Raw genomic sequence first — 25,274 nt, 5'->3', positions numbered from 1 at the left:
TGCTGCCTGGGCGGCGTCAGGCCACGCGTTCGCCGGTCGGCGCGGTGCCGTCGGGGGCGTGATGGCGGCCGTGCTGCTTCGCGAGCAGGTCGCGGTACAGGCCCGGACGGTTGCGCAGCACGTCGGGGCTGCCGTCGTCGATCACCTTGCCGTTGCTCATCACGATGATCCGGTCGAAGTTGCGCAGCGTCGACAGCCGGTGCGCGATCGCGATCACCGTGCGGCCGACCATCAGGCGGTCGAGCGCGCTCTGGATCGCTTCCTCGGATGCGCTGTCGAGTGCGGACGTCGCTTCGTCGAGCAGCAGGATCGGCGCGTCCTTCAGGATCGCGCGCGCGATCGCGATGCGCTGGCGCTGGCCGCCCGACAGTTTCACGCCGCGGTCGCCGACGATCGTGTCATAGCCTTCCGGCATCGCCTCGATGAACTCCGAGCAGCGGGCGTCGCGCGCGGCGGCGAGCACTTCCTCGCGGGTCGCCTCGGGGCGGCCGTACGCGATGTTGTCGTAGATGGTCCGGTGCAGCAGCGAGATGTCCTGCGGCACGAGCGCGATCGCATGGCGCAGGCTGTCCTGCGTGATCGCCTTCACGTCCTGGCCGTCGACCATCACGGCGCCGTCCTGCGTGTCGTAGAAGCGCTGCAGCAGCGCGAGCACGGTCGACTTGCCGGCGCCCGACTTGCCGATCAGGCCGACGCGCTGGCCCGGTTCGATATGGAGATCGAAGTGATCGAGGATCGCGCGGCGATGCGGATACGCGAACGTCACGCGTTCGAAATCGACGCGGCCGCCCTTGGCCGACAGCGGCTGCGCGTCGGAGCGGTCCGGCATCCCGTGCGGCTCGAGCAGCGTCTTCACGGCTTCGGACAGGCGTGCCACGTGCTGCGTGACGTCGACGAGCGCGACGGCGAGGTCGCGGGTGCCGTGCAGGATCGTGAAGCCGAGCGAGCTGACGAGCACGATGTCGCCGGAGGTCGCGCGGCCCTGGTCCCACAGCCACAACGCCCAGCCGAGCAGGCCGGCGGACAGCATCGCGGTGATCACCGCGTGCAGCAGGCGCAGCTTCTCGAGGTAGAACAGGCTTTGCTGGCGCGCGTCCATCTCGGCCTTCACCGTCGCGCCGAAGCGCTTCTGTTCGCGCAGCGTCATCCCGAATGCGCGCACGAGGCCCATGTTGCCGATCACGTCGACGAGCTCGCCGTCGACCGCGGCGGCCTTCGACGCGAACGCGTGATGGCGCGCGGAGCCGCGCCCGGCGAGCTTGAACAGCACGACGGAGAGCACGGCCGAACAGCCGAGCAGGCCGGCGGCCATCAGCGGGTTCACGACGATGATCATCAGGATCGCGCCCATCACCGCGATGCACGGCGGCAGCACGTTCCACGCCATCGTGTTCTCCGACGTATAGACGGCGTTCGACGTGGCGGTGATGCGGCTCGCGAGCGTGCCCGGCTGCTTTTCCGAGTAGTAGGTCGGCGAATGGCCGATCAGGTACTGGAACAGGTCGCGCCGCAGGTCGCCGGTGACCGCGACGAACGTGTGCGCGGCGGCCCAGCCGCCGACGCGCCACAGCAGGTTGTCGGCCGCGATCAGGCCGACGAGCAGCGCGAACGCGCTCCACAGCGGGCCCGGATGATGGCGCCCGGTCGCGAGCACGTCGATCAGGTGCTTGATCGCGTATTGCGAGCCGAGCGCGCAGCCGACGGCGGCCAGCACGCTGCAGAGCACGACCAGGTGCGCGACCGGATGCAGGCGGATGTAGCGGAACAGGAACGCGATCGGCCGATGCGCGTAGCTCGACAGCTTCGCGTTGTGGGCGTTGCGCTGGGCAGGGGTGAGAGATTCCAAAATATGCGTGCGGTGATTCGGTGGTTGAGCGGATCGTCAGGATCGCAGCCCACGGCCGCCCGGACTGAATAATCCGGCATTGTAAACAAGGCCGTGCATTGCGCAGCGCGAATCTTGCCTTGGTCAGGGGCGCGCGATCAATTTTGAGATAAAATCCGGCATCCGTCCTGCCGCGTGCACCGGAATCACGATGCCGGCCGTGGCGGATGACTCGGAACGCCAAAAAGAGCCTTCCACTCTAGAACGGACACCCAAGTCCGCGGGTTGCAAAGTGTTGCGCCTTTGTAACAAAGCAAAGAGTTTGAAATGTTGTGCGCCGTATCGGGATTAACCCTAGATAATCGGCTCCGGGTTCGATTCCAGGTTTTTACGAACCCCTGTCAACGGGTCTTCGTTTCAAACGTTCTATGCCTGTCGCGTCGCCGACGCTCCTTGAGCAGCGCGGGTTCGACGCCCCCGGCAGGCTGATTCGTCCGATTTTTCGGATGAAATGCATCCAGCCCGGACCGCCGGCAGGTTGCCGACCCATACCTGGTTTTTAGCCGATTTTTTAGGAGTTACGCATGCGAATCGCCCAAATCGCTCCGTTGCACGAAGCGGTGCCCCCGAAACTGTACGGTGGTACCGAGCGAGTGGTGTCCTACCTCACCGAAGCACTTGTCGAGATGGGGCATGACGTCACGCTCTTCGCGAGCGGCGATTCGCAAACGTCGGCGAAGCTCGAAGCGTGCTGGCCGCAGGCACTGCGCCTCGACCCGACGATCCGCGACGTGATGGCTCCGCACATGCTGCTCCTCGAGCAGGTGCGCCGCCGCGCGGAAGAGTTCGACGTGCTGCACTGCCACATCGACTACTACCCGTTCTCGCTGTTCTCGCGCCAGCCGGTCCCGCATCTGACGACGATGCACGGCCGTCTCGACCTGCCGGAACTGCAGCCGATCTTCAATGCGTTCAGCGACGTGCCGGTCGTGTCGATCTCCGACAACCAGCGCATCCCGCTGCCGCAGGCGAACTGGTTGTCGACCGTGTACCACGGCCTGCCGGAAAACCTGCTGACGCCGATCCCGAACGTGAAGCCGAGCTACCTCGCGTTCCTCGGCCGCATCTCGCCGGAGAAGCGCGTCGACACCGCGATCCGCATCGCCGAGCAGGCCGGCCTGCCGATCAAGATCGCCGCGAAGCTCGACAAGGCTGACCGCGCTTACTACGAAGAGAAGATCAAGCCGCTGTTCGCGCTGCCGCACGTCGAGTACATCGGCGAAATCAGCGAGTCGGAAAAGACCGAATTCCTGGGCAACGCGCACGCGCTGCTGTTCCCGATCGACTGGCCGGAGCCCTTCGGCCTGGTGATGATCGAGGCGATGGCGTGCGGCACGCCGGTGATCGCGTTCAAGCGCGGCTCGGTGCCGGAAGTGATCGAGAACGGCGTGTCGGGCTTCGTCGTCGAAGACGAACTGTCGGCCGTCGCGGCGCTCAAGCGCCTCGATACGCTGCCGCGCGAGAAGGTGCGCGCCGCGTTCGAAGCCCGTTTCTCGTCGAAGGTGATGGCGCAGAACTACGTGAAGGGCTACGAGGAGCTGCTGCGCCAGAAGCGCCGCACGGTGCTGCGCGAAGTCAACGCAGGCTGATGCCGGGCCGCCGGCCGCACCGCGGCTGAGGTCCAGTCATCGACGCCCCGTCCGGGTCTCCGGCGGGGCGTTGTCACATCTGCGGCGCGGATCTGTTGTATTCTCGCCGCGCCCGGCGCCGCGAACGGCCGCGGAAGCGGTCCGGCACGCCATCCGGCCGTCTGTCCAGACGGTAATGTCCCTATAATGGCCGTGCCGTGAAATCCGGCCCCGCACGAACATCGAGAGGAGAGCAGTCTTGGCGAGAACGAAAACCACGCGCGCAGCACCGGCCCCCGGCGCCGGCGTGATCTTCGCGTTGCGCGCGATCGGTCTCGTGCTGCTCGCGCGCTGGCTGTTCTCGATGTCCCAGATGGGCTATCGCGCGTCGCTGTCGGCGATGGTGTCGTCGCCCTGGGCGTTCGTCTATCTCGTCCTGATCTTCCTGCTGCTCGCGCTGCCGGGCGCCGTCGCGCGCGCCGAGCGGCCGTTCCATCCGCTGCCGCAGTGGCTGCGCCAGGCGCTGCGGGTCTTCGCGCTGATCGGTTTCCTGTTCGCCGTGTGGTCGATCGGCGCGTTCGCGTGGGCGGCCGGCTGGCGCCGCGCGCTGCACGCGGTGACGGCGACCAACGGCTGGCTCGTCGCCGCGCCGGCGCTGTATGCGGCGATCGTCTGGATGTGCCGCCCGCGGCCGCTGTGGCGCACCAACGTGGCCGCGCGCCGCTTCGCGGTCGGCCGCTACGCGATCTCGCTCGACACGCTCACGCGTACCGCGATCGTCTGGATGGAGAGCCGCAAGGTCGGTCAGTACGACGCGCGCGAACTGTCGGTGCGCTGGCCCGGCCGGGTCGCGCCCGCCGCGGGCGAGCAGGGTGCGCAGCCGGCCGCCGTGCCGCCGCGTCGCGGCAGCCTGTTCCGGCGGCCGAAGGTGGAGCTGCTGTGGGATTCGCCGGCGGCCGTCGGCCATAACCGGCAGATCGTGATGCGCGCGCCGCTCGCGACCGAGGGCGACCGCGTCGCGGTGCTCGCGCTCGACGCGGCGCTCAAACAGATCGTCTGACAAGGCCTGCGCGGCGCGCGGGCGACAAGGAGGCGCAATGATCGTCCGCTGGTTGCTGGCAGCCGTTCACCTGATGGCATTCGGCGTCGCGTTTGCCGCGATCGCGGGCCGCAACCGTGCGCTGCGCCGGGTCATCGCGTCGGCGCAGGCCGCCGACCTGCCCGGCGTGTTCAAGGCCGACGCGGCCTGGGGATTGTCCGCGCTGGTACTGATCGCGACCGGGCTCACGCGCGCATTCGGCGGCTTCGAGAAGGGCTCGGCGTACTACCTTCATGAGCCGCTCTTTCACCTCAAGATGACCGCGCTCGTGCTGATCCTGCTGCTCGAGATCGTGCCGATGCTCGGGCTGATCCGCTGGCGCATCGCCGCGCGGCAGCAGCAGATGCCCGATCTGGGCCGCGCACGGACCTATGTGCGGATCGGCCACTGGCAGGCCGTGCTCGTGATGGTGCTCGTGCTCGCCGCGTCGGGGATGGCGCGGGGGATTGGGCTGGCCGGGTAGGTGCGGCCGGCTAGGTGCGGCCGGCTAGGCCCGGCCGGCCGCGCATGTCGACCGGGCGGACCCGCCGCCCGTTTCGTCCCGCGCTCAGCGCACGAGGCAGGGGCGCTTGTTGTTGAACGTCCACCCCGGAATCAGATACTGCATCGCGGCCGCGTCGTCGCGCGCGCCGAGCCCGTGCTGCTTGTACAGTTCGTGCGCGACCGCGACCGCCTCCATGTCGATGTCGATGCCGAGGCCCGGACGCTTCGGCACTTCCACGAGCCCGTTCTCGATCTTCAGCGGCTCGCGCGTCAGCCGTTCGCCGTCCTGCCAGATCCAGTGCGTGTCGATCGCGGTGACCTGGCCGGGCGCGGCGGCCGCGACGTGCGTGAACATCGCGAGCGATACGTCGAAGTGGTTGTTCGAATGCGAGCCCCACGTGAGGCCCCAGTCGCGGCACATCTGCGCGACGCGCACCGAGCCCTGCATCGTCCAGAAGTGCGGATCGGCGAGCGGGATGTCGACCGCCTGCAACTGCACCGCGTGGCCCATCTGGCGCCAGTCGGTCGCGATCATGTTGGTGGCCGTCGGCAGCCCGGTCGAGCGGCGGAATTCGGCCATCACCTCGCGGCCCGAATAACCGTTCTCCGCGCCGCACGGATCTTCCGCATACGCGAGCACGTGATGCAGGTCGCGGCACAGCCGCACGGCCTCGTCGAGCGACCACGCGCCGTTCGGATCGAGCGTCACGCGCGCTTCGGGGAAGCGCTCGGCAAGCGCCGTCACGGCGTCGACCTCGCGCGCGCCTTCGAACACGCCGCCCTTCAGCTTGAAGTCATTGAACCCATAGCGCGCATGCGCGGCTTCGGCGAGGCGCACGACCGCCTCGGGCGTCAGCGCGGCTTCGTCGCGCACGCGGGTCCAGTCGTCGGTCGCGCCGCGGCCGTCGCGATAGGGCAGCGCAGTTTGCGTGCGATCGCCGATGTAGAACAGATAGCCGAGCATCTCGACGCGCTCGCGCTGCTGCCCTTCGCCGAGGAGGGCCGCCACGGGCACGCCGAGATGCTGGCCGAGCAGGTCGAGCAGCGCGGCTTCGAGCGCGGTGACCGCGTGGATCGTGGTGCGCAGGTCGAAGGTCTGCAGGCCGCGGCCGCTCGTGTCGCGATCGGCGAAGGTGCGCCGCACGTCGTTGAGCACCGCATGGTAATTGCCGACCGGCTGACCGACGACGAGCGCGCGCGCGTCCTCCAGCGTGCGGCGGATGCTTTCGCCGCCCGGCACCTCGCCGACGCCGGTCCGGCCCGCGCTGTCCTTCAGGATCACGAGGTTGCGGGTGAAGAACGGGCCGTGCGCACCGCTCAGGTTGAGCAGCATGCTGTCGTGGCCGGCGACCGGAATGGCTTGCAGGTCGACGATGCGCGGCGTGTCGTGGGAAGGCGAGGCAGTGACGGCGTTCATGGCGGCGATGGCAAAAGAGTGGGCAATGCCGTGCGGCAAAATCTTTGCTGCGCGCGGCGGGAGGTGCGATCATTCGACAACCGACGTGCGCGGTGCGCAAGCCCCGCATGTCGACAGCAACCCGAAAGGATGGGGGCGACCCGCTCGATGCCGGTGTCGCGACAGGCCGGAGCACGCGCGCAAGCGCGCTTCGATCGGTCGCGAAACCGGGCGCCGGCAGCCGCGCAGAAGCGCGAATGCCGGCCGATCGCGAACCACGGGACCGGGGGCAGCGCTGGAGCGCCAGCCTCGGTCGACAGGAGATCCGTGTCGCTATCATCAGTCGTCGGATGACTTGTGACGCAGTATAATGAATCATCGGCGTTCGCTCAAACCCCGCGTAAACCCTCGGCTCACATTACGATCATTCAAAAAGGAACCGGCCTCATGTCCGTGCCCACGCTTCCCGCAGCGCCGCGCCGTCGCGCACGCAGCCTCGCACAAGATGTCGTCGACGCGCTGACCGCGCAGATCGAAAACGGCACGCTGCGTCCCGGCGACAAGCTGCCGACCGAAACCGAAGTCATGGCGGCGCAGGGCGTCAGCCGTACGGTCGTGCGCGAAGCGATCTCGCGGATGCAGGCGAGCGGCCTCGTGGAGACGCGCCACGGCATCGGCAGCTTCGTGCTCGAGCCGGCGCGCCGGCAGACGCTCGGTATCGATCCCGCGACCATCACGACGCTGCGCGACGTGCTGGCGGTGCTCGAGCTGCGCATCAGCCTCGAAAGCGAATGCGCGAGCCTCGCCGCGCAGCGTGCGAACGATACCGACCTCGCCGCGTTGCGGCGTGCGCTCGACGCGATCGCGTCGGGGGCGGGCGGCGGCCGCGACACGGCACCACTCGATTTCCAGTTCCACCTGCAGATCGCGCAGTCCACCGGCAACCGCTATTTCGTCGACATCATGACGCAGCTCGGCGCGTCGATCATTCCGCGCACGCGCGTGAATTCGGCGCGCTTCGCCGGCGACGACCTCGAGCGCTATGTCGCCCGGCTCAATCACGAGCATGAAGACATTTACGAGGCGATCGCGCGTCACGACCCGGAAGCCGCGCGCGCCGCGATGCGCACGCACCTGACCAACAGCCGCGAGCGGCTGCGCCGTGCGCACGAGGCGGCCGAGGCGGAACGCGACACGCAGGCCAGCTGACGCGTGGCCGCTGACATGGTCTGCGCGGCGCCGCAGGCCTTGACGAATATCCCCGCAACATCAGTCATCGTATGAGATCGGTGCGATTGCGCCGATCGTTTTAGCGCCGGCTGCGGATCGTCCGGTCACCTGCATCGTGGGAGGGGCGCCGGGGCGGCGTTCCCGCCGTCGCCCGCGCCCCGGGCGCGGCCCGGCTATCCGGACCGCCGATCCTGCCCGATCAGCCCCCCTTCGTCACGATGGTCTTCCACGCGCCGCTCTTCACCTGGTACAGCGTCGACATCCCGCTCTTCAGCGAGCCGTCGTTCGCGAACGAGATGCGGCCGGTGACGCCTTCGAAGTCGACCCTCTTCAGCGCCGGGCGATAGACCTTTGGATCGGTCGAGTTGGCCGCCTGCATCGCCTTGATCGCCGCCCATGCCGCGTCGTAGCCGAACTGCGCGTACGACAGCACGTCGACGCCGAAGCGCTTCTTGAAACGCTGCTCGAAATCCTTGCCCTGCGGCAGCTCGTCGAGCGGCCGTCCGTATTCCCACGCCATCGCGCCTTCCGCGGCCGGGCCGGCGATCTTGATGAACTCGTTGTCCTTCACACCGCCGCCGCCGACGAACTGCGCGTTCAGCCCGAGCTGGCGCATCTGCTTGATGAAGTTCGCGGCGAGCGAGTCGAGACCGCCGAAGAAGATCAGGTCGGGGTTCTTGCCCTTCAGGCTCGTGATCTGCGCGCGGAAGTCGACCGCCTGGTTGCTGGTGAACTCGCGGCCGATGATGTTGCCGCCGGCCGCCTTCACGGCCTTCTCGAACTCGTCCGCCTCACCCTGGCCGAACGCGGTGCGGTCGTCGATGATCGCGATGCGCTTCGCCTTGGTCACGTCGACCGCGTACTTGCCCGCGTTGCCGGCGTTCTGGCCGTCGGTCGCGATCACCATGAACATGTTCGCGAGCCCGCGCGACGTGAGCGTCGGGTTGGTCGCGGCCGGGTCGATCACCGGAATGCCGGCCTTGTCGTAGACCACCGACGCCGGAATCGTCGTGCCCGAGTTGAAGTGGCCGACCACCACCGACACGTTCTGGTCGACGAGCGCCTGCGCGGCCTGCACGCCGATGCGCGGGTCGGCCTGGTCGTCCTGCACGACCAGGTCGAAATGCACGGGCTTGCCGGCGATCTGCACCTTCTGCGCGGCGGCGTCGTCGAGCGCGAGCTGCACGCCGTTCTGGAGATCCTTGCCGTAGCCGGCGTTCACGCCGGTGAGCGGCGCGGCAAAGCCGACCTTCACGTCGGACGCGTCGGCGGCCTGGGCGGCGTGTTGCGAGAGAAGGGCTACCGCGGATACGACCGATACCGACAACAGGGAATGACGGAATGTCATGTTCGTTCCTCTTGTTCTAACACCAGCGGGTGGGTACCGCACGCAGCCGGCGGGCCGGGCGCGTGCGACGGGCGGGCGGTTCGACCGCTTCTCGGAATCGGACGTGGAGGTCGGCTTGCTGATGCTTCCCGGAAAGGACCTCCCGTCAGGCTCTGCGAGGAGCCCCGATCGTCTCGATATATAGGTCGCCGATATGCGCGGGTCTTGGCAATTTGCCGCGCATTCGATGCGGATTTGCGCATAGCTTCCGCGCGAGCGCGGGCGGCCGGTATCGGGAGTTTCCCGTCACGAACGGACGGGAGGCGGGTGCGGGCGCGCGGCGCAGCCCCCGGCGGGGCCGCGCCGCGTTCGCCGTCGTCAGTCGGACAGGGCGTCCGACGCGGCTTCGGCGTCGTCATGCGACGCGCTCGTGCGGATCGCCGGGTCGCTCGTGCTCGGGCGGCCGGTCTCCACGTGGCCCGCGAAACGGCGCAGGAAACCGAGCGGGCGGCCGTCGCTGACGGTCAGGTCGTACCAGCCGTGGCTGCCGCGCAGATCCCAGTAGTCGTCGACGTGCGTACCCGGCTTGAGGTCGAACTCGCGCGCATGGCCGTGGCCGTATGCGCTCGTCACCTTGAGCCGCACGGCCTGGTGGCCGCGGTTCATCAGGCGCAGCGTGATGTTGCCGTTCGCGACGTCGTAGCCGTAGATCACCTCGGGATTGACGCTCGCGGGGACGACCGCCGCTGCCGCGGGGCTGCGGAAGTGGCAGTAGAAGCCGTTCGGGCCGTACACGTCGAGGTCGTACAGGCCGAGCGACGGCGCCGGGCTCCACAGGTCGGAAACCCGCTTGCCGGCGTCGACCGTGTAGGTCCACGGGCCGTCGACACGATTGCGCGCCTGGACCTGGAACGCCGCGCCCGCGGTGCCGGTGTTCGCGAAGGTCAGCCGGAACTGGCCGCTCGCATTGTCGATCCGGCCGTGCACGAACAGTTCGTACGGCAGCGCGCGCGCCGGACGCAGGCCGGCCTCCTGCTTCGGCAGATGCTGGACGACCGGCGGCACCGGGATGTAGTCGGGGTGACGGTTGCGGTCGGGCGGCGCGTAGCCGCTCGTGTCCGGGAGCTGCGGCCAGCTTGCGTCGGGCGTCGCGAAGTCGAACGCGGACGTCAGGTTGCCGCACACCGTACGGCGCCACGGCGACACGTTCGCCGCGGTGACCGCGTACTGCGCGCCGAAGCGTGCTTCGATGAATTGCAGCAGCGACGTGTGATCGAAGGTCTGCGAGCAGACCCAGCCGCCCTTGGTCCACGGCGACACCACCAGCATCGGCACGCGCGGCCCGAGCCCGTACGGGCCGGCCATGTGCGACGCGTCGCCGGCGAATGCCTCGTTGGTCGTCGCGACCGTCGACAGCCCGTTGTCGCGCGACTGCGGTGCGAACGGCGGCGGCACGTGGTCGAAGAAGCCGTCGTTCTCGTCGTAGGTGATGAAGAGTGCGGTCTTGCTCCACACGTCCGGATTCGATACGAGCACCTTCAGCACCTGCTCGATGTACCACGCGCCGTAGTTCGCCGGCCAGTTCGGGTGCTCCGAGTACGCTTCCGGCGCGCAGATCCACGACACCTGCGGCAGCGTGCCGTTCTTCACGTCCTGCTGCAGCACGTCGAACAGCGTGCCGCCGGCGCTGATGTTGGTGCCGGTGCGCGCCTTGTCGTACAGCGGCGTGCCGGGCAGCGCACTGCGGTACTGGTTGAAGTAGAGCAGCGCGTTGTCGCCGTAGTTGCCGATGTACGGGTTCTGCGTCCAGCCCCACGAGCCGTTCGCGTCGAGCCCCGTGCCGACGTCCTGGTAGATCTTCCATGACACGCCGGCCTGCTCGAGCACTTCCGGATAGGTCGTCCAGCCGTAGCCCTTTTCCTCGTTGCCGAGCACCGGGCCGCCGCCCGTGCCGTCATTGCCGACGTAGCCGGTCCACATGTAGTAGCGGTTCGGGTCGGTCGAGCTCGGGATCGCGCAGTGGTACGCGTCGCAGATCGTGAATGCGTCGGCGAGCTGGTAGTGGAACGGGATGTCGTCGCGCTTCAGGTACGCCATCGTCGTGGTGCCCTTGTTCGGCACCCACTGGTCGTAGCGGCCCTTGTTCCATGCGGCGTGCATGTCCTGCCAGCCGTGCGGCAGGTCCTGCAGGAACTGCAGGCCGAGCTTGTCGGCGCCCGGGTGGAACGGCAGCAGCTCGGCCGGGCCGACCGGCTGATGGAACACCGACTTGCCGTTCGCGAGGCGCAGCGGGCGCGGGTCGCCGAATCCGCGGACACCACGCATCGTGCCGAAGTAATGGTCGAACGAACGGTTCTCCTGCATCAGGATCACGATGTGTTCGATATCGCGGATCGTGCCGGTACGGCGGTTCGCGGGGATGGCGAGCGCATCGCGGATCACGGGCGGGAACAGGTTCAGCGCGGCTGCGCCGGCGGTGCCGGCGGCGACGCGCAGGAAGTCACGACGGTTCGATCGGGTCATGGTCGTTATCGTGCGTTAAAGGGGGGAGCCGGTTGGCGGGACATGCGGAAAATGGACGCGCCCCGTGGCGCAGGATGCGGCTGCGCCGGGTCGTGCCGCCGCGAGCATAGCGAGAAATCGGTGTCATTCATGTGAAGTCCGGAAACGTTTGCAGGCGCGGCGTTGAACGGACAACGGCCGACGGTCGCGGTGCAACGGGCAGCGGGGACGCGGATAGCGGGAAAGCGGACAGCGGGACAGCGGACAGCGGGAAAGCGGGAAAGCGGGAAAGCGGGAAAGCGGGAAAGCGGGAAAGCGGGAAAGCGGGAAAGCAGGAAAGCAGGAAAGCAGGAAAGCAGGAAAGCAGGAAAGCAGGAAAGCAGGACAGCAGGACAGCAGGACAGCAAATGGCGCTTGACGCGCGCCTGCGATGCGGATGCAGCGGCGTCAGGCGTCCGTCACCCACGCGCCGAACCATTCGCTCGGGCGCGCGATTTCGTCCTGCGCGGCGACGAGTTCGAGCTCGTAGCGGCGTGCGTCGTAGGTTGCCTTCACGACCGCGTGCACCGCCGCGAGCGTGTGCTCGAACGCGGCGCGCACCGAGTCGCCGCGCAACCGGCGCGCGACGAAAATGGCGCTGGTGAGGTCGCCGACGCCGACCGGATGGCGCGGAAACGCATACAGCGGGCGCTGGCCGATCCACGCTTCGGTCTCGGTGACGGCGAGCATGTTGAAGCGGTCGGCCGGGCTGCTGCGGTCGTGCAGGTGCTTGACGAGGATGATTTTCGGGCCGCGGCGGATCAGCGCGCGGCACGCGTCGACGGCTTCGGCGACGGTCTCGATGCGCCGCCCGGCGAGCTTCTGCAGCTCGGTGTGGTTCGGCGACATGCCGTCCGCGAGCGCCGGCATCTCCGCGACGATGAATTCCTCGACGCCGGGTTCGGGGCGGATGCCGCCCGTCTGGCCCATCGCCGGATCGCAGAAGTACCACGCGTTCGGGTTCATCGCCTTCACCGAGCGCACGATCTCGACCGTCGCGCGCGCCTGCGCCGGCGAGCCGACGAAGCCGGACAGTACCGCGTCGCAGCGCTTGAGCGCGCCGATCGCGGCGACGCCGTCGACCAGCTGCTCCATCTTCGCGGCGTCGATCGCGCTGCCGGCCCAGTGGCCGTACTGCATGTGATTCGACAGCTGGACGGTGTTGAGCGGCCAGACGTTGACGCCGAGGCGCTGCATCGGGAACACGGCCGCGCTGTTGCCGGCGTGTCCGTAGATGACGTGCGACTGAATGCTGAGGACGTTTTTCATGAGCGTTCGCCTGCAGGCGTTTCAGGGTCTCGTCACACGATACCCGAGTTCGTCGCGTGCGCGGAAGTCGCTCGGCCGACGAGTGTTGCGCGCCGTCGTCAGCCCGACCGCGTAGAATCGCGGGGCGTGAAGCCGCCCGGCTGACCGCGTGCATTTCCCATTACCGTGAGCGCCATGCCTTCGAATTGCAAGATGTTCTCCCTCGCGCGCGCGGCCGTGCTCGGCGCGAGCGTCGCCGCCGCATGCGCGACGTCGGTCGCGGCCAACGTCCCGGCACCGGCCGGCAACGACGGGCCCGCGTACGGCCCTCGCCTGGAAGGCTTCGCCTATCCGGAGCCGGTGCATCGCTACGCGTTCGTGTCGCAGCGCGACACCCTCGAGATGATGTACATGGACGTGCAGCCGGCGCACCCGAACGGCCGCACCGTCGTGCTGCTGCACGGGAAGAACTTCTGCGCGGCGACCTGGGAAGACACGATCGGCGTGCTGAGCCGCGCCGGCTATCGCGTGATCGCGCCGGACCAGATCGGCTTCTGCAAGTCGTCGAAGCCCGAGCGCTACCAGTACAGCTTCCAGCAGCTCGCGCGCAACACGCATGCGCTGCTCGAGTCGGTCGGCGTGAAATCGGCGACGATCGTCGGCCATTCGACGGGCGGGATGCTCGCGATGCGTTACGCGCTGATGTACCCGAAGGCGACCGAGCAGCTCGTGCTGGTGAACCCGATCGGCCTCGAGGACTGGAAGGCGCTCGGCGTGCCGCCGCTGTCGGTCGACTACTGGTACGCACGCGAGCAGAAGACGACGGCGGACGGCATCCGCCGTTACGAGCAGGCGACCTACTACGCGGGCAAGTGGGCGCCGTCCTACGAGCGCTGGGTGCAGATGCTCGCCGGCATGTATCGCGGCTCGGGCCGCGACGCGGTCGCGTGGAACTCGGCGCTGATCTACGACATGATCCTCACGCAGCCGGTGGTCTACGAACTCGGCGCGATACGCGTGCCGACGCTGCTGCTGATCGGCGACAAGGACACGACCGCGATCGGCAAGGACGTGGCGCCGCCGGACGTGCACGCGAAGCTCGGCCGTTACCCGGAACTCGCGAAACGCACGCAGGCGGCGATTCCCGGCGCGCAGCTCGTCGAATTCCCGGCGCTCGGGCACGCGCCGCAGATCCAGGATCCGGACGCGTTCCACAAGGCGCTGCTCGACGGGATGGGGGCGGTGCACCCGCAGTGACGCGCAGGCGGGCGCACCCGCCTGGGTGGGCCGCCCGCCGGGTCAGCGGGTTTCGTTCGCGAGTTCGTCGCGGATCTGCGCGGCCAGCTCGAACGAGCGCACGCGCGCGGCGTGATCGTAGATCTGCGCGGTGATGATCACCTCGTCCGCGCCGGTTTGCGCGATCCGGTCGCGCAGCTTGTCGCGCACCGTGTCGCGCGAGCCGACGGCCGCGAACGACAGCGCATGCGCGACGTTCGCGAGTTCGAATTCGCTCGCCTCGAGCGCGTCGACGGGCGGCGGCAGCTTGCCGGGCGTGCCGCGGCGCAGGTTGATGAACTGCTGCTGCAGCGACGTGAAGAGGCGCCGCGCCTCGTCGTCGGTATCGGCCGCGAACACGTTGACGCCGACCATCGCATGCGGCTTCGGCCACGCGGCCGACGGCCGGTACTGCGCGCGATAGACTTCGAGCGCGCGCATCAGGTAGTCCGGCGCGAAGTGCGACGCGAACGCGAACGGCAGCCCGAGCATCGCGGCGAGTTGCGCGCTGAAGAGGCTCGAACCGAGCAGCCACACGGGCACGTCCAGCCCCGCGCCGGGCACCGCGCGCACGCGCTGGCCGGGCACCGGTTCCGCGAAGTAGCGCTGCAGTTCGGCGACGTCGTCCGGAAACGAGTCGGCGCTGCCGATCAGGTCGCGGCGCAGCGCGCGCGACGTGGTCTGGTCGGTGCCGGGCGCGCGGCCGAGCCCGAGGTCGATGCGCCCCGGATACAGCGACGCGAGCGTGCCGAACTGCTCGGCGATCACGAGCGGCGCATGGTTCGGCAGCATGATCCCGCCCGAGCCGACGCGGATCGTCTTCGTCGCACCCGCCACGTGGCCGATCACGACGGCCGTGGCCGCGCTCGCGATGCCGGGCATGTTGTGATGTTCGGCGAGCCAGTAGCGGCGATAACCGAGGCGCTCCGCGTGCTGCGCGAGATCGACGGTGTTGCGGAACGCCTGCGCGGCGTCGGCGCCGGCGGGAATGGGGGCGAGATCGAGTACGGAAAACGGAATCATCGGGTGGCCTTCGGAAGGGAGGGGCGCGGTGATGCGCATGCGCAACAGATGGCGATGATTTTGCCAAAGGGTTCCGGAACGCGCTGGCGACGCGCGGATACCCATGCGCCTTTCAGGGGCGCAAGGTGGCGCGGACAACTGTTGCAAAAATCAATCTAATCGCCGAATAATTACCGATCTTTACGGCGATTGGGCATGTCTTCGCATCGACATACAAATTTCCACGAAACGTTTGATTTTCAAGACTGCAATCCGCCTGCAAAGTGCTTACGCTAACGTGAACGAGGTGGCACCGGAATGGTTCCCCGGCCGCACAGCTTTGCCGAAATCGCAGTAGTCCGTTTCGCGTGGTGCCAAGCGCGGGGTGGCGCGGGCTGCTAAAATCCGGCGCCTGTCCATGTTGTGCCGACGGTAGCCATTAGAATCTTCCCGCATCCCGTCCGGGCATCGCGCGAGGATGTGCCACGCGATGCCGGGCATGGCCGCTTTCGGGGAAATGGGCCGTGCCTCCCCATTTACACAGACGCTGCTGGAACAAGGAGTCGGGTCGTGCCCGCGTTCGTTGCTGTCGGAATACCCAATCACGTTCAACCCGGTTCGATCGGTCGGCAGGGCGCCCGCGTCGCCGGAGGGCGTCGCGCATGACGCCGACCGTCACGCTGCTCGACTGGCTCCTGACCGTGTTCACGCTGGCTGCGGCCGGCTATGCGTTCGTCGCGGCGTTCGCGCCGCGCCCGCGCACGCCGCGCACCGCCGCGCGCGACGGTTTCGAGCCCGTCAGCGTGCTCAAGCCGCTGTGCGGCGCCGAGCCGCACCTGTACGAGAACCTCGCGACGTTCTGCGAACAGCGCCACCCGCGCCATGAAGTGCTGTTCGGGGTCGCGTCGGCATCCGATCCGGCGGTCGCCGTGGTCGAGCGGCTGCGCGCCGACTATCCGGAATGCGACATCACGCTCGTGATCGACGCGCGCGTGCACGGCAAGAACCTGAAGGTCAGCAACCTGATCAATCTCGCCGAACGCGCGAAGTACGGCCGCATCGTGATCGCGGACAGCGACATCGCGGTGAAGCCGGACTATCTGGAGCGCGTGACGGCGCCGCTCGCCGACGCGTCGGTCGGGGTCGTCACGTGCCTGTATCATGCGCGCAGCGTCGGCGGGTTCTGGACGCGGATCGGCGCGCAGTTCGTCGATGCCTGGTTCGCGCCGTCGGTACGGATCACGCACCTCGGCCGCTCGAGCCGCTTCGGCTTCGGCGCGACGCTGGCGCTCACGCGCGACACGCTCGACCGGATCGGCGGTTTTCTCGCGTTGAAGGACGAACTGGCCGACGACTTCTGGCTGGCCGAGCTGCCGCGCCGCCTCGGGCGGCGCACCGTGCTGTCCGAGGTCGAGGTCGCGACCGACGTGATCGAGCCGTCGTTCGGGCCGCTCTGGCACCGCGAGACGCGCTGGCTGCGCACGATCCGCTCGCTGAACCCGGCCGGCTTCGCGTTCCTGTTCATCACGTTTACCGCGCCGTGGCTCGCGATCGGCGCGGCGCTCGCGCTGCGTCTCGACGGCACCGTCGCCGGCACGCTGGCGGGTGGCGCGGCCGTGGTGGGCGCGTTCGGGCGGCTGGTGCTGCACGCGCGCGGCGAGGACGGCTGGCGCGCGTTCTGGCGCGACCTGCCGCTCGTCGCGGTGCGCGACACGCTGCTCGCGCTCGAATGGCTCGCGGCCGTGTTCGGCACGCACGTCGTGTGGCGCGGCGCGCGGATGACGGTCGTCGGCGGCGAACGCGCGACGGTGATCGTGGAGGGCGGGGACGGCCGCTGACGTACGTTCCCCGAAGGGAACCGGCGATGCGCCCGGTCCCGATCGAATCCGGCCCGAGGGCCGAGACGCGCCGCGCGGCCACGCCGCGCGACGCGACATGACAGAGAGGCGGGCGCCGGCAGGGCGGCCCGCGGTTGATTGACTGAATCGTTGAAACGAATCGAACTATGCAGGCTACCGGAGCATTCATGAAAACGCTGTTCTTGCAGGCCCCTTCGTATGACGGCTTCGACGGCGGAGCCGGCTCGCGCTATCAGGCGAAGCGCGAAATCCGTTCCTTCTGGTACCCGACGTGGCTCGCGCAGCCGGCCGCGCTCGTGCCGGGCAGCCGCGTCGTCGACGCGCCGGCCGACGGCCTGTCGGTCGAGGAAACGCTGAAGATCGCCAACGACTACGATCTCGTGATCATCCACACGAGCACGCCGTCGTTCCCGACCGACGCGATGTTCGCGCAGGATCTGAAGAAGATGAAGCCGTCGATGCTGGTCGGCATGGTGGGCGCGAAGGTGATGGTCGATCCGCACAACTCGCTCACGGCGAGCGACGCGATCGACTTCGTGTGCCGCGAGGAATTCGACTACACCTGCAAGGAAATCGCCGAAGGCAAGCCGTTCCCCGAGATCAAGGGCTTGAGCTGGCGCGCGAAGGACGGCTCGATCGAGCACAACGAAGCGCGTCCGATCCTCGAGAACATGGACGAACTGCCGTTCGTCGCGCCCGTCTACAAGCGCGACCTGAAGATCGACAACTACTTCATCGGCTACCTGAACTACCCGTACGTGTCGATCTACACGGGCCGCGGCTGCAAGTCGCGCTGCACGTTCTGCCTGTGGCCGCAGACGGTCAGCGGCCATCGCTACCGCACGCGCTCGGTCGAGAACGTGCTCGCGGAAGCGAAGTGGATCCGCGACAACATGCCGGAAGTGAAGGAACTGATGTTCGACGACGACACCTTCACCGACGACCTGCCGCGTGCCGAAGCGATCGCCATCGGCCTGGGCAAGCTCGGCATGACGTGGTCGTGCAACGCGAAGGCGAACGTGCCGTACAAGTCGCTGAAGATCATGAAGGAAAACGGCCTGCGCCTGCTGCTGGTCGGCTTCGAATCCGGCGACGACCAGATCCTCGTGAACATCAAGAAGGGCGTGCGCACCGATTTCGCGCGCCGCTTCAGCGCGGACTGCAAGAAGCTCGGCATCAAGATCCACGGCACCTTCATCCTCGGCCTGCCGGGCGAGACGCAGGACACCATCAAGAAGACGATCGAGTACGCGAAGGAAATCAATCCGCACACGATCCAGGTGTCGCTCGCCGCGCCGTATCCGGGCACGACGCTTTACAAGCAGGCCGTCGAGAACGGCTGGATGGAAGAGAACAAGACCATCAACCTGGTCAGCAAGGAAGGCGTGCAGCTCGCGGCGATCGGCTATCCGCACCTGTCGCGCGACGAGATCTATCACCATCTCGAGCAGTTCTATCGCCAGTTCTACTTCCGTCCGTCGAAGATCTGGGAGATCGTCCGCGAGATGCTGACGAGCTGGGACATGATGAAGCGTCGCTTGCGCGAAGGCGTCGAGTTCTTCCGCTTCCTGCGCGCGCACGAGGCCTGATTCGTGGCGACGCAGCGGGCGGCGCGGGCGCTGATCTTCACCGCGGACGACTTCGGGCTGCATCCGCGCGTCAACGCGGCGGTCGAGCGCGCGCATCGCGACGGCGTGCTGAACGCCGCGAGCCTGATGGTCGGTGCGCCCGCGGCGCAGGATGCGATCGAACGCGCGCGGCGCCTGCCGTCGCTCGCGGTCGGCCTGCATCTCGTCCTCGCGGACGGGCCGGCCACGCTGCCCGCGCATGACATACCCGCGCTCGTCGGCCCCGACGGGCGCTTCGGCGACGCGATGGCGAAGGATGGCTGCCGCTTCTTCTTCCTGCCGCACGTGCGTGCGCAGCTGCGCCGCGAGATCCGCGCGCAGTTCGACGCGTTCGCGGCGAGCGGCCTGCCGCTCGACCACGTGAACGCGCACAAGCATTTCCACCTGCATCCGACCGTGCTGTCGATGATCATCGAGATCGGCCGCGACTACGGGCTGCGTGCGGTGCGGCTGCCGTACGAAACGCGCGCGCCCGCGCTGCTCAAGCCGTGGATCGCGCTGGTGCGTGCCCGGCTCGACCGTGCGGGGCTCGCGCACAACGACTACGTGGTCGGGATCGAGCATACGGGCGCGATGGACGAGGCCGTGCTGCTCGACGCGCTCGCGGCATTGCCGCCCGGGGTCGGCGAGATTTACTGTCATCCGGCGGAAGCCGGCGACGGCCCGATCACGCCGACGATGGCCGCTTACCGGCCGGTCGACGAACTGGATGCGCTGCTGTCGCCGCGCGTCGCGGCCGCGCTGAAGGCCGCGGGCGTCGCGACCGGCGGTTTTGCCGACGTGTTCGGCCAGCCGGCGGCGCGGCGCGGCACGCGCGCGTCGCGCGAAGCGGGGGCGCAGCCGTCATGACCAAGTGGATCAAATGGCTCGGCTGGCCGATCGGCATCGGGATCCTGCTCGCGCTCGGGCTGCACGAAGGCATCGGCGACGTGACGCGGATGCTCGAGCGCGCCGGCTTCGCGCTGCTGTGGCTCGTGCCGTTCCATGCGCTGCCGCTGCTGCTCGACGCGTATGCGTGGCACCAGCTGCTCGACCGGCGCGCGTCGCTGTCGTTCCTGTGGTGGGTCGCGACCGTGCGTGAAGCGGTGAACCGGCTGCTGCCGGTGGTCGGGATCGGCGGCGAGTTGGTCGGGATCCGGATGGCGCGCTGGCAGGTGCCCGACGCGAGCCGCGTGACCGCGTCGGTGATCGTCGAGGTGCTGGTGACGATCGTCGTCCAGTATGCGTTCGCGGCGCTCGGCCTCGTGCTGCTGCTCGCGACGACGCACGACATGGGCGGCGGCACGATCGGCCTCGCGCTGCTGCTGACGCTGCCGCTGCCGGTGCTCGGCGTCGTGCTGATGCGGCGCGGCGGGATCTTCCATGCGATCGAGCGGTTCGCGGGGCGTCTGCTCGGCGATTCGCACCGGTTGCTGCAGGGCGTCGACGGCCGCCGCCTCGACGGCGACATCGACGCGCTGATGTCGCGCACGCCGCTGCTGTTCAGTGCGTTCTTCTGGCAGCTGTCCGGCTACGTGCTCGGCGCGCTCGAAATCTACTGGGCGCTCGCGCTGCTCGGTCATCCGGTCTCGATCGGCGGCGCGATCGCGATCGAGGCGATGACGCAGGCCGTGCGGCATGCGGCGTTCATGGTGCCGGGCGGTCTCGGCGTGCAGGAGGCGACCGTCGTGCTGCTCGCGCAGATGTTCGGCGTCGATCGCGAGACGGCGCTGTCGCTCGCGCTGGTCAAGCGCGGCCGCGAGGTGCTGTTCGGCTGTCTCGCGCTCGGGTCGTGGCAACTGGCCGAGCTGGTGCGCACGCGCCGCCGGATCAAGGCGGTGCCGGCCGGGCCGCGCGCCCCGCAAGCGGGCCGCGAGGCCCAGGTGCAAACCGAAACGACGCATTGATCACGAGACGGGCCGCGCGGTCCGTCTCGCGCTTTTGGCGTTGCGCGGGTATCCTTGCCGCGTGTTTTCTCGACGCGCATTTCTTCCGATGATCTTCCGTTTCCGGCTGCTTCCCGTCACGATGCTGGCCGCCGCGCTGGCGCTGACCGGCTGCGACGACAAGCAAGGCAATCTCGACGTGCAACGTATCAGGGACTTCTTCAACGCGATCAAGCCGGCGCCGCTGCTGCTCAAGGGGCTGAAGGCCGGCGTCTCGACCGAAGCCGACGTGCGCGCCACGATGGGCAAGCCCGAGACCGAGCGCGCGTTCACCGACGGCTCGAAGCGCCTCGAATACCCGCGTGGCCCGATGGGCAACCAGACCTGGTTCGTCGACCTCGACCCGGGCGGGTATTACACGGGCGCGACGCAGGTGCTGACCGCCGAGAACTTCGCGAAGGTGCGCCCGGGGATGACCGAGGACGAGGTGCGGCGCCTGCTCGGCAAGCCGGGCGACGTCGCGCAGTACCCGCTGAAGCCCGAGACCGTATGGAGCTGGCGCTGGCTCGAGGACGGCGTCAACACCGACGCGTTCTTCAACGTCCATTTCGGCCCGGACGGGCTTGTCTATACGACTTCGCGCTCCGACATCCTGAAAGGGCGCTGAACCCGCGTCCGGCGCTATATCGAAAAAGCGACCGGAAAATTGCAAAAAGTCCGCTTCCCTGCGTGTCATCCGACTGTCAGGAAGCGGCTTTTTTCCTTTTGAAACAGCGCGGTAGGCCGTGCCTGCAAATGGTGGGACGAATTGCTGCGACGCAGCAATCGCGCGCACGGTGATTTGAGGCAAACAATTTCGCTTGCGACTATCCGCGTCAGCCCGGCGCCGGACAGTGATGCGCGCCGGTGTTCACATCAACACTGGAGACGCGCGTGTTCCTTTACGGCTTTGGTCCTGTCCTCTGGGCCGGCACCGTGCAGACCATCGAGCTGTCGGTGCTGTCGCTCGCCGCTGCGGTGGCGCTGGGGCTGATCGGCGCGGTGGCGAAGCTGTCGCACAACCGGGTGCTGCGAGCGGTCGCGACCGGTTATACGACGCTGATCCGCTCGGTGCCCGATCTCGTCCTGATGCTGCTGTTGTTCTACAGCATCCAGATCTGGCTGAACCAGTTCACCGACCTCGTCGGCTGGGACCAGATCGACATCGACCCGTTCGTCGCCGGCGTGCTGACGCTCGGCTTCATCTACGGCGCATACTTCACCGAGACGTTCCGCGGTGCGTTCCTGTCGGTGCCGCGCGGCCAGCTCGAGGCCGGCTCGGCGTACGGGATGAGCGGGCTGCGCGTGTTCGTGCGGATCATGTTTCCGCAGATGATGCGCTTCGCGCTGCCTGGCATCGGCAACAACTGGCAGGTGCTCGTGAAGGCGACCGCGCTGGTGTCGATCATCGGCCTCGCCGACGTCGTGAAGGCGGCGCAGGACGCGGGCAAGAGCACGTTCAACATGTTCTTCTTCATCCTCGTTGCGGCGCTGATCTACCTCGCGATCACGACCGTTTCCAACCTCGTGCTGATCCAGCTCGAGAAACGTTATTCCACGGGCGTGCGCCACGCAGAATTATGATCGAGATCCTCCAGGAATTCGGCCAGGCGTTCCTTTACTGGGACGGCCAGCGCCTCTCCGGCCTTGCGGTGACGCTGTGGCTGCTCGTCGCGTCGATTTCGCTCGGCTTCGTGTGCGCGGTGCCGCTCGCGGTCGCACGCGTGTCGAAGAAGAAGTGGCTGTCGATGCCGGTGCGGTTCTACACGTACGTGTTCCGCGGCACGCCGCTCTACGTGCAGCTGCTGTTGCTGTACACGGGCATGTACAGCCTCGAGTTCGTGCGCTCGCACTCGCTGCTCGACGCGTTCTTCCGCAGCGGCTTCAACTGCGCGATCCTCGCGTTCGCGCTGAACACCTGCGCGTACACGACCGAGATCTTCGCGGGTGCGATTCGTGCGATTCCGCACGGCGAGGTCGAGGCGGCGCGTGCGTACGGGATGTCGCCGTTCACGATGTATCGCCGGGTGATCCTGCCGTCGGCGCTGCGCCGTGCGCTGCCGCTGTACAGCAACGAGGTGATCCTGATGCTGCACGCGACCACCGTTGCATTCACGGCGACCGTGCCCGACATCCTGAAGGTCGCGCGTGACGCCAATTCCGCGACCTACATGGCGTTCCAGTCGTTCGGGATCGCCGCACTGATCTATCTTGCGGTATCGTTCGCACTCGTCGCGGCATTTCGCCGGGCGGAGCGCCACTGGCTCGCGTATCTCGCGGCCGGCCGTCATTGATTTCATTCGAGGAGAGCCAGTTGGCCGAGATCACTCAAACGAGCGCGTCCGCTTCCGTCAAGCTTGCCGCGGTCGACATTCACAAGCGCTATGGCGACAACGAGGTGCTCAAGGGCGTGTCGCTGAACGCGAAGGCCGGCGACGTCATCAGCATCATCGGCGCCAGCGGTTCCGGCAAGAGCACGTTCCTGCGCTGCATCAATTTTCTCGAGCGGCCGAATGCGGGGCAGATCGTCGTCGACGGCGAGGCCGTGCGCACGAAGACCGACCGCGCCGGTGCGCTCGAGGTGGCCGATCACAAGCAGCTGCAGCGCATCCGCACCAAGCTCGCGATGGTGTTCCAGCACTTCAATCTGTGGGCGCACATGAACGTGCTCGAGAACGTGATGGAAGCGCCGGTGCACGTGCTCGGCATTGCGAAGAAGGAAGCCGAGGAGCGTGCGCGCGAGTACCTGGAGAAGGTCGGTTTGCCGCCGCGCGTCGAGAAGCAGTATCCGTCGCATTTGTCGGGTGGCCAGCAGCAGCGTGTCGCGATCGCGCGGGCGCTGGCGATGCATCCGGACGTGATGCTGTTCGACGAGCCGACGTCGGCGCTCGATCCGGAGCTCGTCGGTGAGGTACTGAAGGTGATGCAGAAGCTGGCCGAGGAAGGCCGCACGATGATCGTCGTCACGCACGAGATGGGTTTCGCGCGCAACGTGTCGAATCACGTGATGTTCCTGCATCAGGGGCGGACCGAGGAAGAGGGTGATCCGAAGGAGGTGCTGGTGCGTCCGCAGAGCGAGCGTCTGAAGCAGTTCCTGTCGGGTAGCCTCAAGTAACGCGAAGGGCGTTTCATACGTGGTACCGGTGTCTCGTCCCGCAGGCGCCACCCGCACGACGCAGGTGGCGATCGTTGCATTGCCGCCCGTGTCGATGTCGGGTGTGGGTCCGATCGTCGATGCGTTGCATCTCGCGAACGAGATCGACGGGCGCTTGCTGTATCGCTGGCAGGTGTGTTCGTGGGACGGGCGGCCGGTGCCGCTCGCCGGCGGCGCGCAGTGGCATGCCGATGCGGCGTTCAACGATGCGATCGCGTGCGACTGGCTGATTGTCGTGTCGGAGCGGTTTCAGCAGTTTGCCGACTATCGGTTGTTTCTCGCGAGTCTCGCGCGGGTCGGGCAGCGCACGCCGGTCGTCACGGGGATTCACCACGGCGTGTGGTGGCTTGCGATGGCCGGGCAGCTTTCCGGATATCGCGTGAGCGTGAACTGGGAGACGTATCAGCAGTTCGCCGAACAGTTCGAGCGCTCGATCGTCACGCAGCAGATCTTCGAGATCGATCGCGATCGGGCGACCTGTGCGGGCGGGCAGGCGACCGTCGATTTCATGCTGGCCATGATCGGCCGGGAACACGGGGCGGATCTGGGTGAGCGCATTGCCGATGCGCTCGGGGCCGGCACGCTGCGCAGCGGCGAGGAGCGGCAGCGGATTCCTTTTGTGACCGCGCCCGGTGAGCGGCATCCTCGGCTGAACGATGCGTTGCTTTTGATGGAAGCCAATGTCGAGGATCCTTTGACGACCGATGAGATCGCCGGGCTCGTCGGCGTGTCGCGGCGGCAGCTGGAGCGGCTCTTTCGGCAGTATCTCGGGGCGATGCCCTCCAAGTATTACCTCAATCTCCGGTTGCTCAAGGCTCGCACGCAGTTGCAGCGGACCAGCAAGTCGGTCGTTCAGGTCAGCCTCGCCTGTGGGTTTTCTTCTGCTGCGCACTTTTCCAATGCGTATCGCGAAAGGTTTGGGGTCACGCCTCGGGAGGATCGGAGAGCCTGGCTCGAGAAGCAGACCGGCGGTGGTAGTGAACCTCGCGGGGGCGCGCTTGTTGAGCGGGGGGCTAAGGATTGATTCTGTTTTTTTGATGGTGCGCTTGCGTTTGACGTGAAGCACCTGCGATCGTGTCGGTCTATCAGCGTCGCCCCTGCGCGGGGCGGCGGTTACTTTTCTTTGTCTTGCCAAAGAAAAGTAACCAAAAGAAAGGCGCTCGGATAACGCATGACTTCCCGGTGCCATGGCCACCGGAGTGGCCCTCGCCTAAGTGTCCGCGCCAGTCGGGAACCCGGAGTGGTTCGAGCAATGGTTCTGACACCACTCCCTACGCAACGGAGCGGTATACCGCCCGCTAGCTCCATCCTCGCTATGCTCGGCTGCAAGGTTCTTCGGCCGCAATTCATCCGCCCGCGCCACACATGGACACCCACTGATCAGTTCCCCAAATCAGTGGGGTGCCGCTGCACCGCAACGACGATTTCAATTTATTGAATTCATGCCCCACCCGCCGCAATTGTGGAAGCCAATCAATCGACAGCTTTCAAAGCGGGGCGTGTGGACCTGTCGACCGAGCGAAGCGAGGGCGGAGCTAGCGGGCGGTATACCACTCCGCGGGGTGGTGAGTGGTGTCAGAACCATTGCTCGAACCACTCCGGGTTCCCGACTGGCGCGGACACTTAGGCGAGGGCCACTTGGTTGACTACGGCACCGGGAAGTCATGCGTTATCC

General features: G+C 67.4%; 20 protein-coding genes. 14 read left to right on the top strand and 6 right to left on the bottom strand.

What is annotated here, in order from left to right; translation table 11 throughout:
• Positions 1-16: 16 nt before the first annotated feature.
• Complete coding sequence (locus U4Z64_RS26480) at positions 17-1,846, bottom strand: ABC transporter ATP-binding protein (protein WP_044844743.1); 1,830 nt, start codon at positions 1,844-1,846, stop codon at positions 17-19.
• Positions 1,847-2,409: 563 nt separating this feature from the next.
• Here U4Z64_RS26480 and U4Z64_RS26475 point away from each other — a divergent pair.
• The 3 genes from U4Z64_RS26475 (at position 2,410) to U4Z64_RS26465 (ending at position 5,015) form a co-directional block, all read left to right on the top strand.
• Positions 2,410-3,474 (top strand): glycosyltransferase family 4 protein, encoded by a 1,065-nt coding sequence (locus U4Z64_RS26475; RefSeq protein ID WP_044844742.1) that lies wholly within the window; start codon positions 2,410-2,412, stop codon positions 3,472-3,474.
• Positions 3,475-3,712: 238 nt separating this feature from the next.
• Entirely contained in the window at positions 3,713-4,513 is an 801-nt protein-coding gene (locus U4Z64_RS26470; protein ID WP_124487414.1) for a hypothetical protein, read from the top strand.
• 37 nt (positions 4,514-4,550) lie between these two features.
• Positions 4,551-5,015: a DUF2214 family protein gene (locus tag U4Z64_RS26465; protein WP_321821515.1), complete on the top strand. Its 465-nt coding sequence runs from the start codon at positions 4,551-4,553 to the stop codon at positions 5,013-5,015.
• A gap of 84 nt (positions 5,016-5,099) precedes the next feature.
• Here U4Z64_RS26465 and gudD read toward each other — a convergent pair whose 3' ends face one another.
• On the bottom strand, positions 5,100-6,452 hold the full coding sequence (gudD, locus tag U4Z64_RS26460) for a glucarate dehydratase (RefSeq protein WP_321821514.1): 1,353 nt from the start codon (positions 6,450-6,452) through the stop codon (positions 5,100-5,102).
• A gap of 426 nt (positions 6,453-6,878) precedes the next feature.
• Between gudD and U4Z64_RS26455 the strand changes: the two genes are divergently transcribed.
• Positions 6,879-7,640, top strand: coding sequence for a FadR/GntR family transcriptional regulator (locus tag U4Z64_RS26455; RefSeq protein WP_044844738.1), 762 nt, complete (start codon positions 6,879-6,881; stop codon positions 7,638-7,640).
• A 220-nt stretch (positions 7,641-7,860) separates the two neighbouring features.
• On the opposite strand, the gene U4Z64_RS26450 is transcribed toward U4Z64_RS26455, so the two are convergent.
• The 3 genes from U4Z64_RS26450 to pdxY form a co-directional block, all read right to left on the bottom strand.
• Positions 7,861-9,009, bottom strand: a complete 1,149-nt coding sequence (locus U4Z64_RS26450; RefSeq protein ID WP_321821513.1) for a branched-chain amino acid ABC transporter substrate-binding protein — start codon at positions 9,007-9,009, stop codon at positions 7,861-7,863.
• Positions 9,010-9,366: 357 nt separating this feature from the next.
• On the bottom strand, positions 9,367-11,511 hold the full coding sequence (locus U4Z64_RS26445) for a phosphocholine-specific phospholipase C (RefSeq protein ID WP_321821512.1): 2,145 nt from the start codon (positions 11,509-11,511) through the stop codon (positions 9,367-9,369).
• A gap of 426 nt (positions 11,512-11,937) precedes the next feature.
• Positions 11,938-12,798, bottom strand: coding sequence for a pyridoxal kinase PdxY (pdxY, locus tag U4Z64_RS26440; protein WP_044849114.1), 861 nt, complete (start codon positions 12,796-12,798; stop codon positions 11,938-11,940).
• A gap of 174 nt (positions 12,799-12,972) precedes the next feature.
• Here pdxY and U4Z64_RS26435 point away from each other — a divergent pair, with 174 nt between their 5' ends.
• Entirely contained in the window at positions 12,973-14,034 is a 1,062-nt protein-coding gene (locus U4Z64_RS26435; RefSeq protein WP_321812225.1) for an alpha/beta hydrolase, read from the top strand.
• A gap of 42 nt (positions 14,035-14,076) precedes the next feature.
• Here U4Z64_RS26435 and U4Z64_RS26430 read toward each other — a convergent pair whose 3' ends face one another.
• A complete protein-coding gene (locus U4Z64_RS26430; RefSeq protein WP_044849136.1) occupies positions 14,077-15,075 on the bottom strand; it encodes an LLM class flavin-dependent oxidoreductase in 999 nt (332 codons plus the stop codon).
• 641 nt (positions 15,076-15,716) lie between these two features.
• Between U4Z64_RS26430 and hpnI the strand changes: the two genes are divergently transcribed.
• The 9 genes from hpnI to U4Z64_RS26385 all read left to right on the top strand — a co-directional run bounded on the left by hpnI (position 15,717) and on the right by U4Z64_RS26385 (position 24,623).
• Positions 15,717-16,892 carry a bacteriohopanetetrol glucosamine biosynthesis glycosyltransferase HpnI gene (hpnI, locus tag U4Z64_RS26425; RefSeq protein WP_321812226.1) on the top strand — a complete coding sequence of 392 codons (1,176 nt, stop codon included), beginning with the start codon at positions 15,717-15,719 and terminating at the stop codon, positions 16,890-16,892.
• A gap of 167 nt (positions 16,893-17,059) precedes the next feature.
• Positions 17,060-18,502: a hopanoid biosynthesis associated radical SAM protein HpnJ gene (gene hpnJ, locus U4Z64_RS26420; protein WP_308234889.1), complete on the top strand. Its 1,443-nt coding sequence runs from the start codon at positions 17,060-17,062 to the stop codon at positions 18,500-18,502.
• A gap of 3 nt (positions 18,503-18,505) precedes the next feature.
• Entirely contained in the window at positions 18,506-19,390 is an 885-nt protein-coding gene (gene hpnK, locus U4Z64_RS26415) for a hopanoid biosynthesis-associated protein HpnK (protein WP_321798495.1), read from the top strand.
• Positions 19,387-20,427, top strand: coding sequence for a lysylphosphatidylglycerol synthase domain-containing protein (locus tag U4Z64_RS26410; protein ID WP_044849119.1), 1,041 nt, complete (start codon positions 19,387-19,389; stop codon positions 20,425-20,427). Before hpnK ends, U4Z64_RS26410 begins: the two co-directional genes overlap by 4 nt.
• Before the next feature lie 88 nt (positions 20,428-20,515).
• Entirely contained in the window at positions 20,516-21,073 is a 558-nt protein-coding gene (locus U4Z64_RS26405; protein WP_044849120.1) for a lipoprotein, read from the top strand.
• 266 nt (positions 21,074-21,339) lie between these two features.
• Positions 21,340-22,029, top strand: coding sequence for an ABC transporter permease (locus U4Z64_RS26400; protein WP_044849121.1), 690 nt, complete (start codon positions 21,340-21,342; stop codon positions 22,027-22,029).
• Positions 22,026-22,739, top strand: coding sequence for an ABC transporter permease (locus U4Z64_RS26395; RefSeq protein WP_044849122.1), 714 nt, complete (start codon positions 22,026-22,028; stop codon positions 22,737-22,739). Before U4Z64_RS26400 ends, U4Z64_RS26395 begins: the two co-directional genes overlap by 4 nt.
• Before the next feature lie 20 nt (positions 22,740-22,759).
• Positions 22,760-23,560: an ABC transporter ATP-binding protein gene (locus U4Z64_RS26390; RefSeq protein ID WP_321821511.1), complete on the top strand. Its 801-nt coding sequence runs from the start codon at positions 22,760-22,762 to the stop codon at positions 23,558-23,560.
• Between the two features lie 19 nt (positions 23,561-23,579).
• Complete coding sequence (locus tag U4Z64_RS26385) at positions 23,580-24,623, top strand: GlxA family transcriptional regulator (protein WP_059815947.1); 1,044 nt, start codon at positions 23,580-23,582, stop codon at positions 24,621-24,623.
• Positions 24,624-25,274 lie beyond the last annotated feature (651 nt).

This window comes from Burkholderia sp. BCC1996 (assembly GCF_905339955.1).
Lineage (GTDB): Bacteria > Pseudomonadota > Gammaproteobacteria > Burkholderiales > Burkholderiaceae > Burkholderia.
This window is presented reverse-complemented; position numbering and strand designations above follow the sequence as displayed.

Coding starts and splice junctions, on each gene's coding strand:
- U4Z64_RS26455 (WP_044844738.1), top strand. CDS start 6,879: ATGTCCGTGCCCACGCTTCCCGCAGCGCCGCGCCGTCGCGCACGCAGC.
- U4Z64_RS26445 (WP_321821512.1), bottom strand. CDS start 11,511: ATGACCCGATCGAACCGTCGTGACTTCCTGCGCGTCGCCGCCGGCACC.
- pdxY (WP_044849114.1), bottom strand. CDS start 12,798: ATGAAAAACGTCCTCAGCATTCAGTCGCACGTCATCTACGGACACGCC.
- U4Z64_RS26430 (WP_044849136.1), bottom strand. CDS start 15,075: ATGATTCCGTTTTCCGTACTCGATCTCGCCCCCATTCCCGCCGGCGCC.
- U4Z64_RS26405 (WP_044849120.1), top strand. CDS start 20,516: ATGATCTTCCGTTTCCGGCTGCTTCCCGTCACGATGCTGGCCGCCGCG.
- U4Z64_RS26435 (WP_321812225.1), top strand. CDS start 12,973: ATGCCTTCGAATTGCAAGATGTTCTCCCTCGCGCGCGCGGCCGTGCTC.
- hpnI (WP_321812226.1), top strand. CDS start 15,717: ATGACGCCGACCGTCACGCTGCTCGACTGGCTCCTGACCGTGTTCACG.
- U4Z64_RS26475 (WP_044844742.1), top strand. CDS start 2,410: ATGCGAATCGCCCAAATCGCTCCGTTGCACGAAGCGGTGCCCCCGAAA.
- U4Z64_RS26450 (WP_321821513.1), bottom strand. CDS start 9,009: ATGACATTCCGTCATTCCCTGTTGTCGGTATCGGTCGTATCCGCGGTA.
- U4Z64_RS26410 (WP_044849119.1), top strand. CDS start 19,387: ATGACCAAGTGGATCAAATGGCTCGGCTGGCCGATCGGCATCGGGATC.
- gudD (WP_321821514.1), bottom strand. CDS start 6,452: ATGAACGCCGTCACTGCCTCGCCTTCCCACGACACGCCGCGCATCGTC.
- U4Z64_RS26395 (WP_044849122.1), top strand. CDS start 22,026: ATGATCGAGATCCTCCAGGAATTCGGCCAGGCGTTCCTTTACTGGGAC.
- U4Z64_RS26465 (WP_321821515.1), top strand. CDS start 4,551: ATGATCGTCCGCTGGTTGCTGGCAGCCGTTCACCTGATGGCATTCGGC.
- hpnJ (WP_308234889.1), top strand. CDS start 17,060: ATGCAGGCTACCGGAGCATTCATGAAAACGCTGTTCTTGCAGGCCCCT.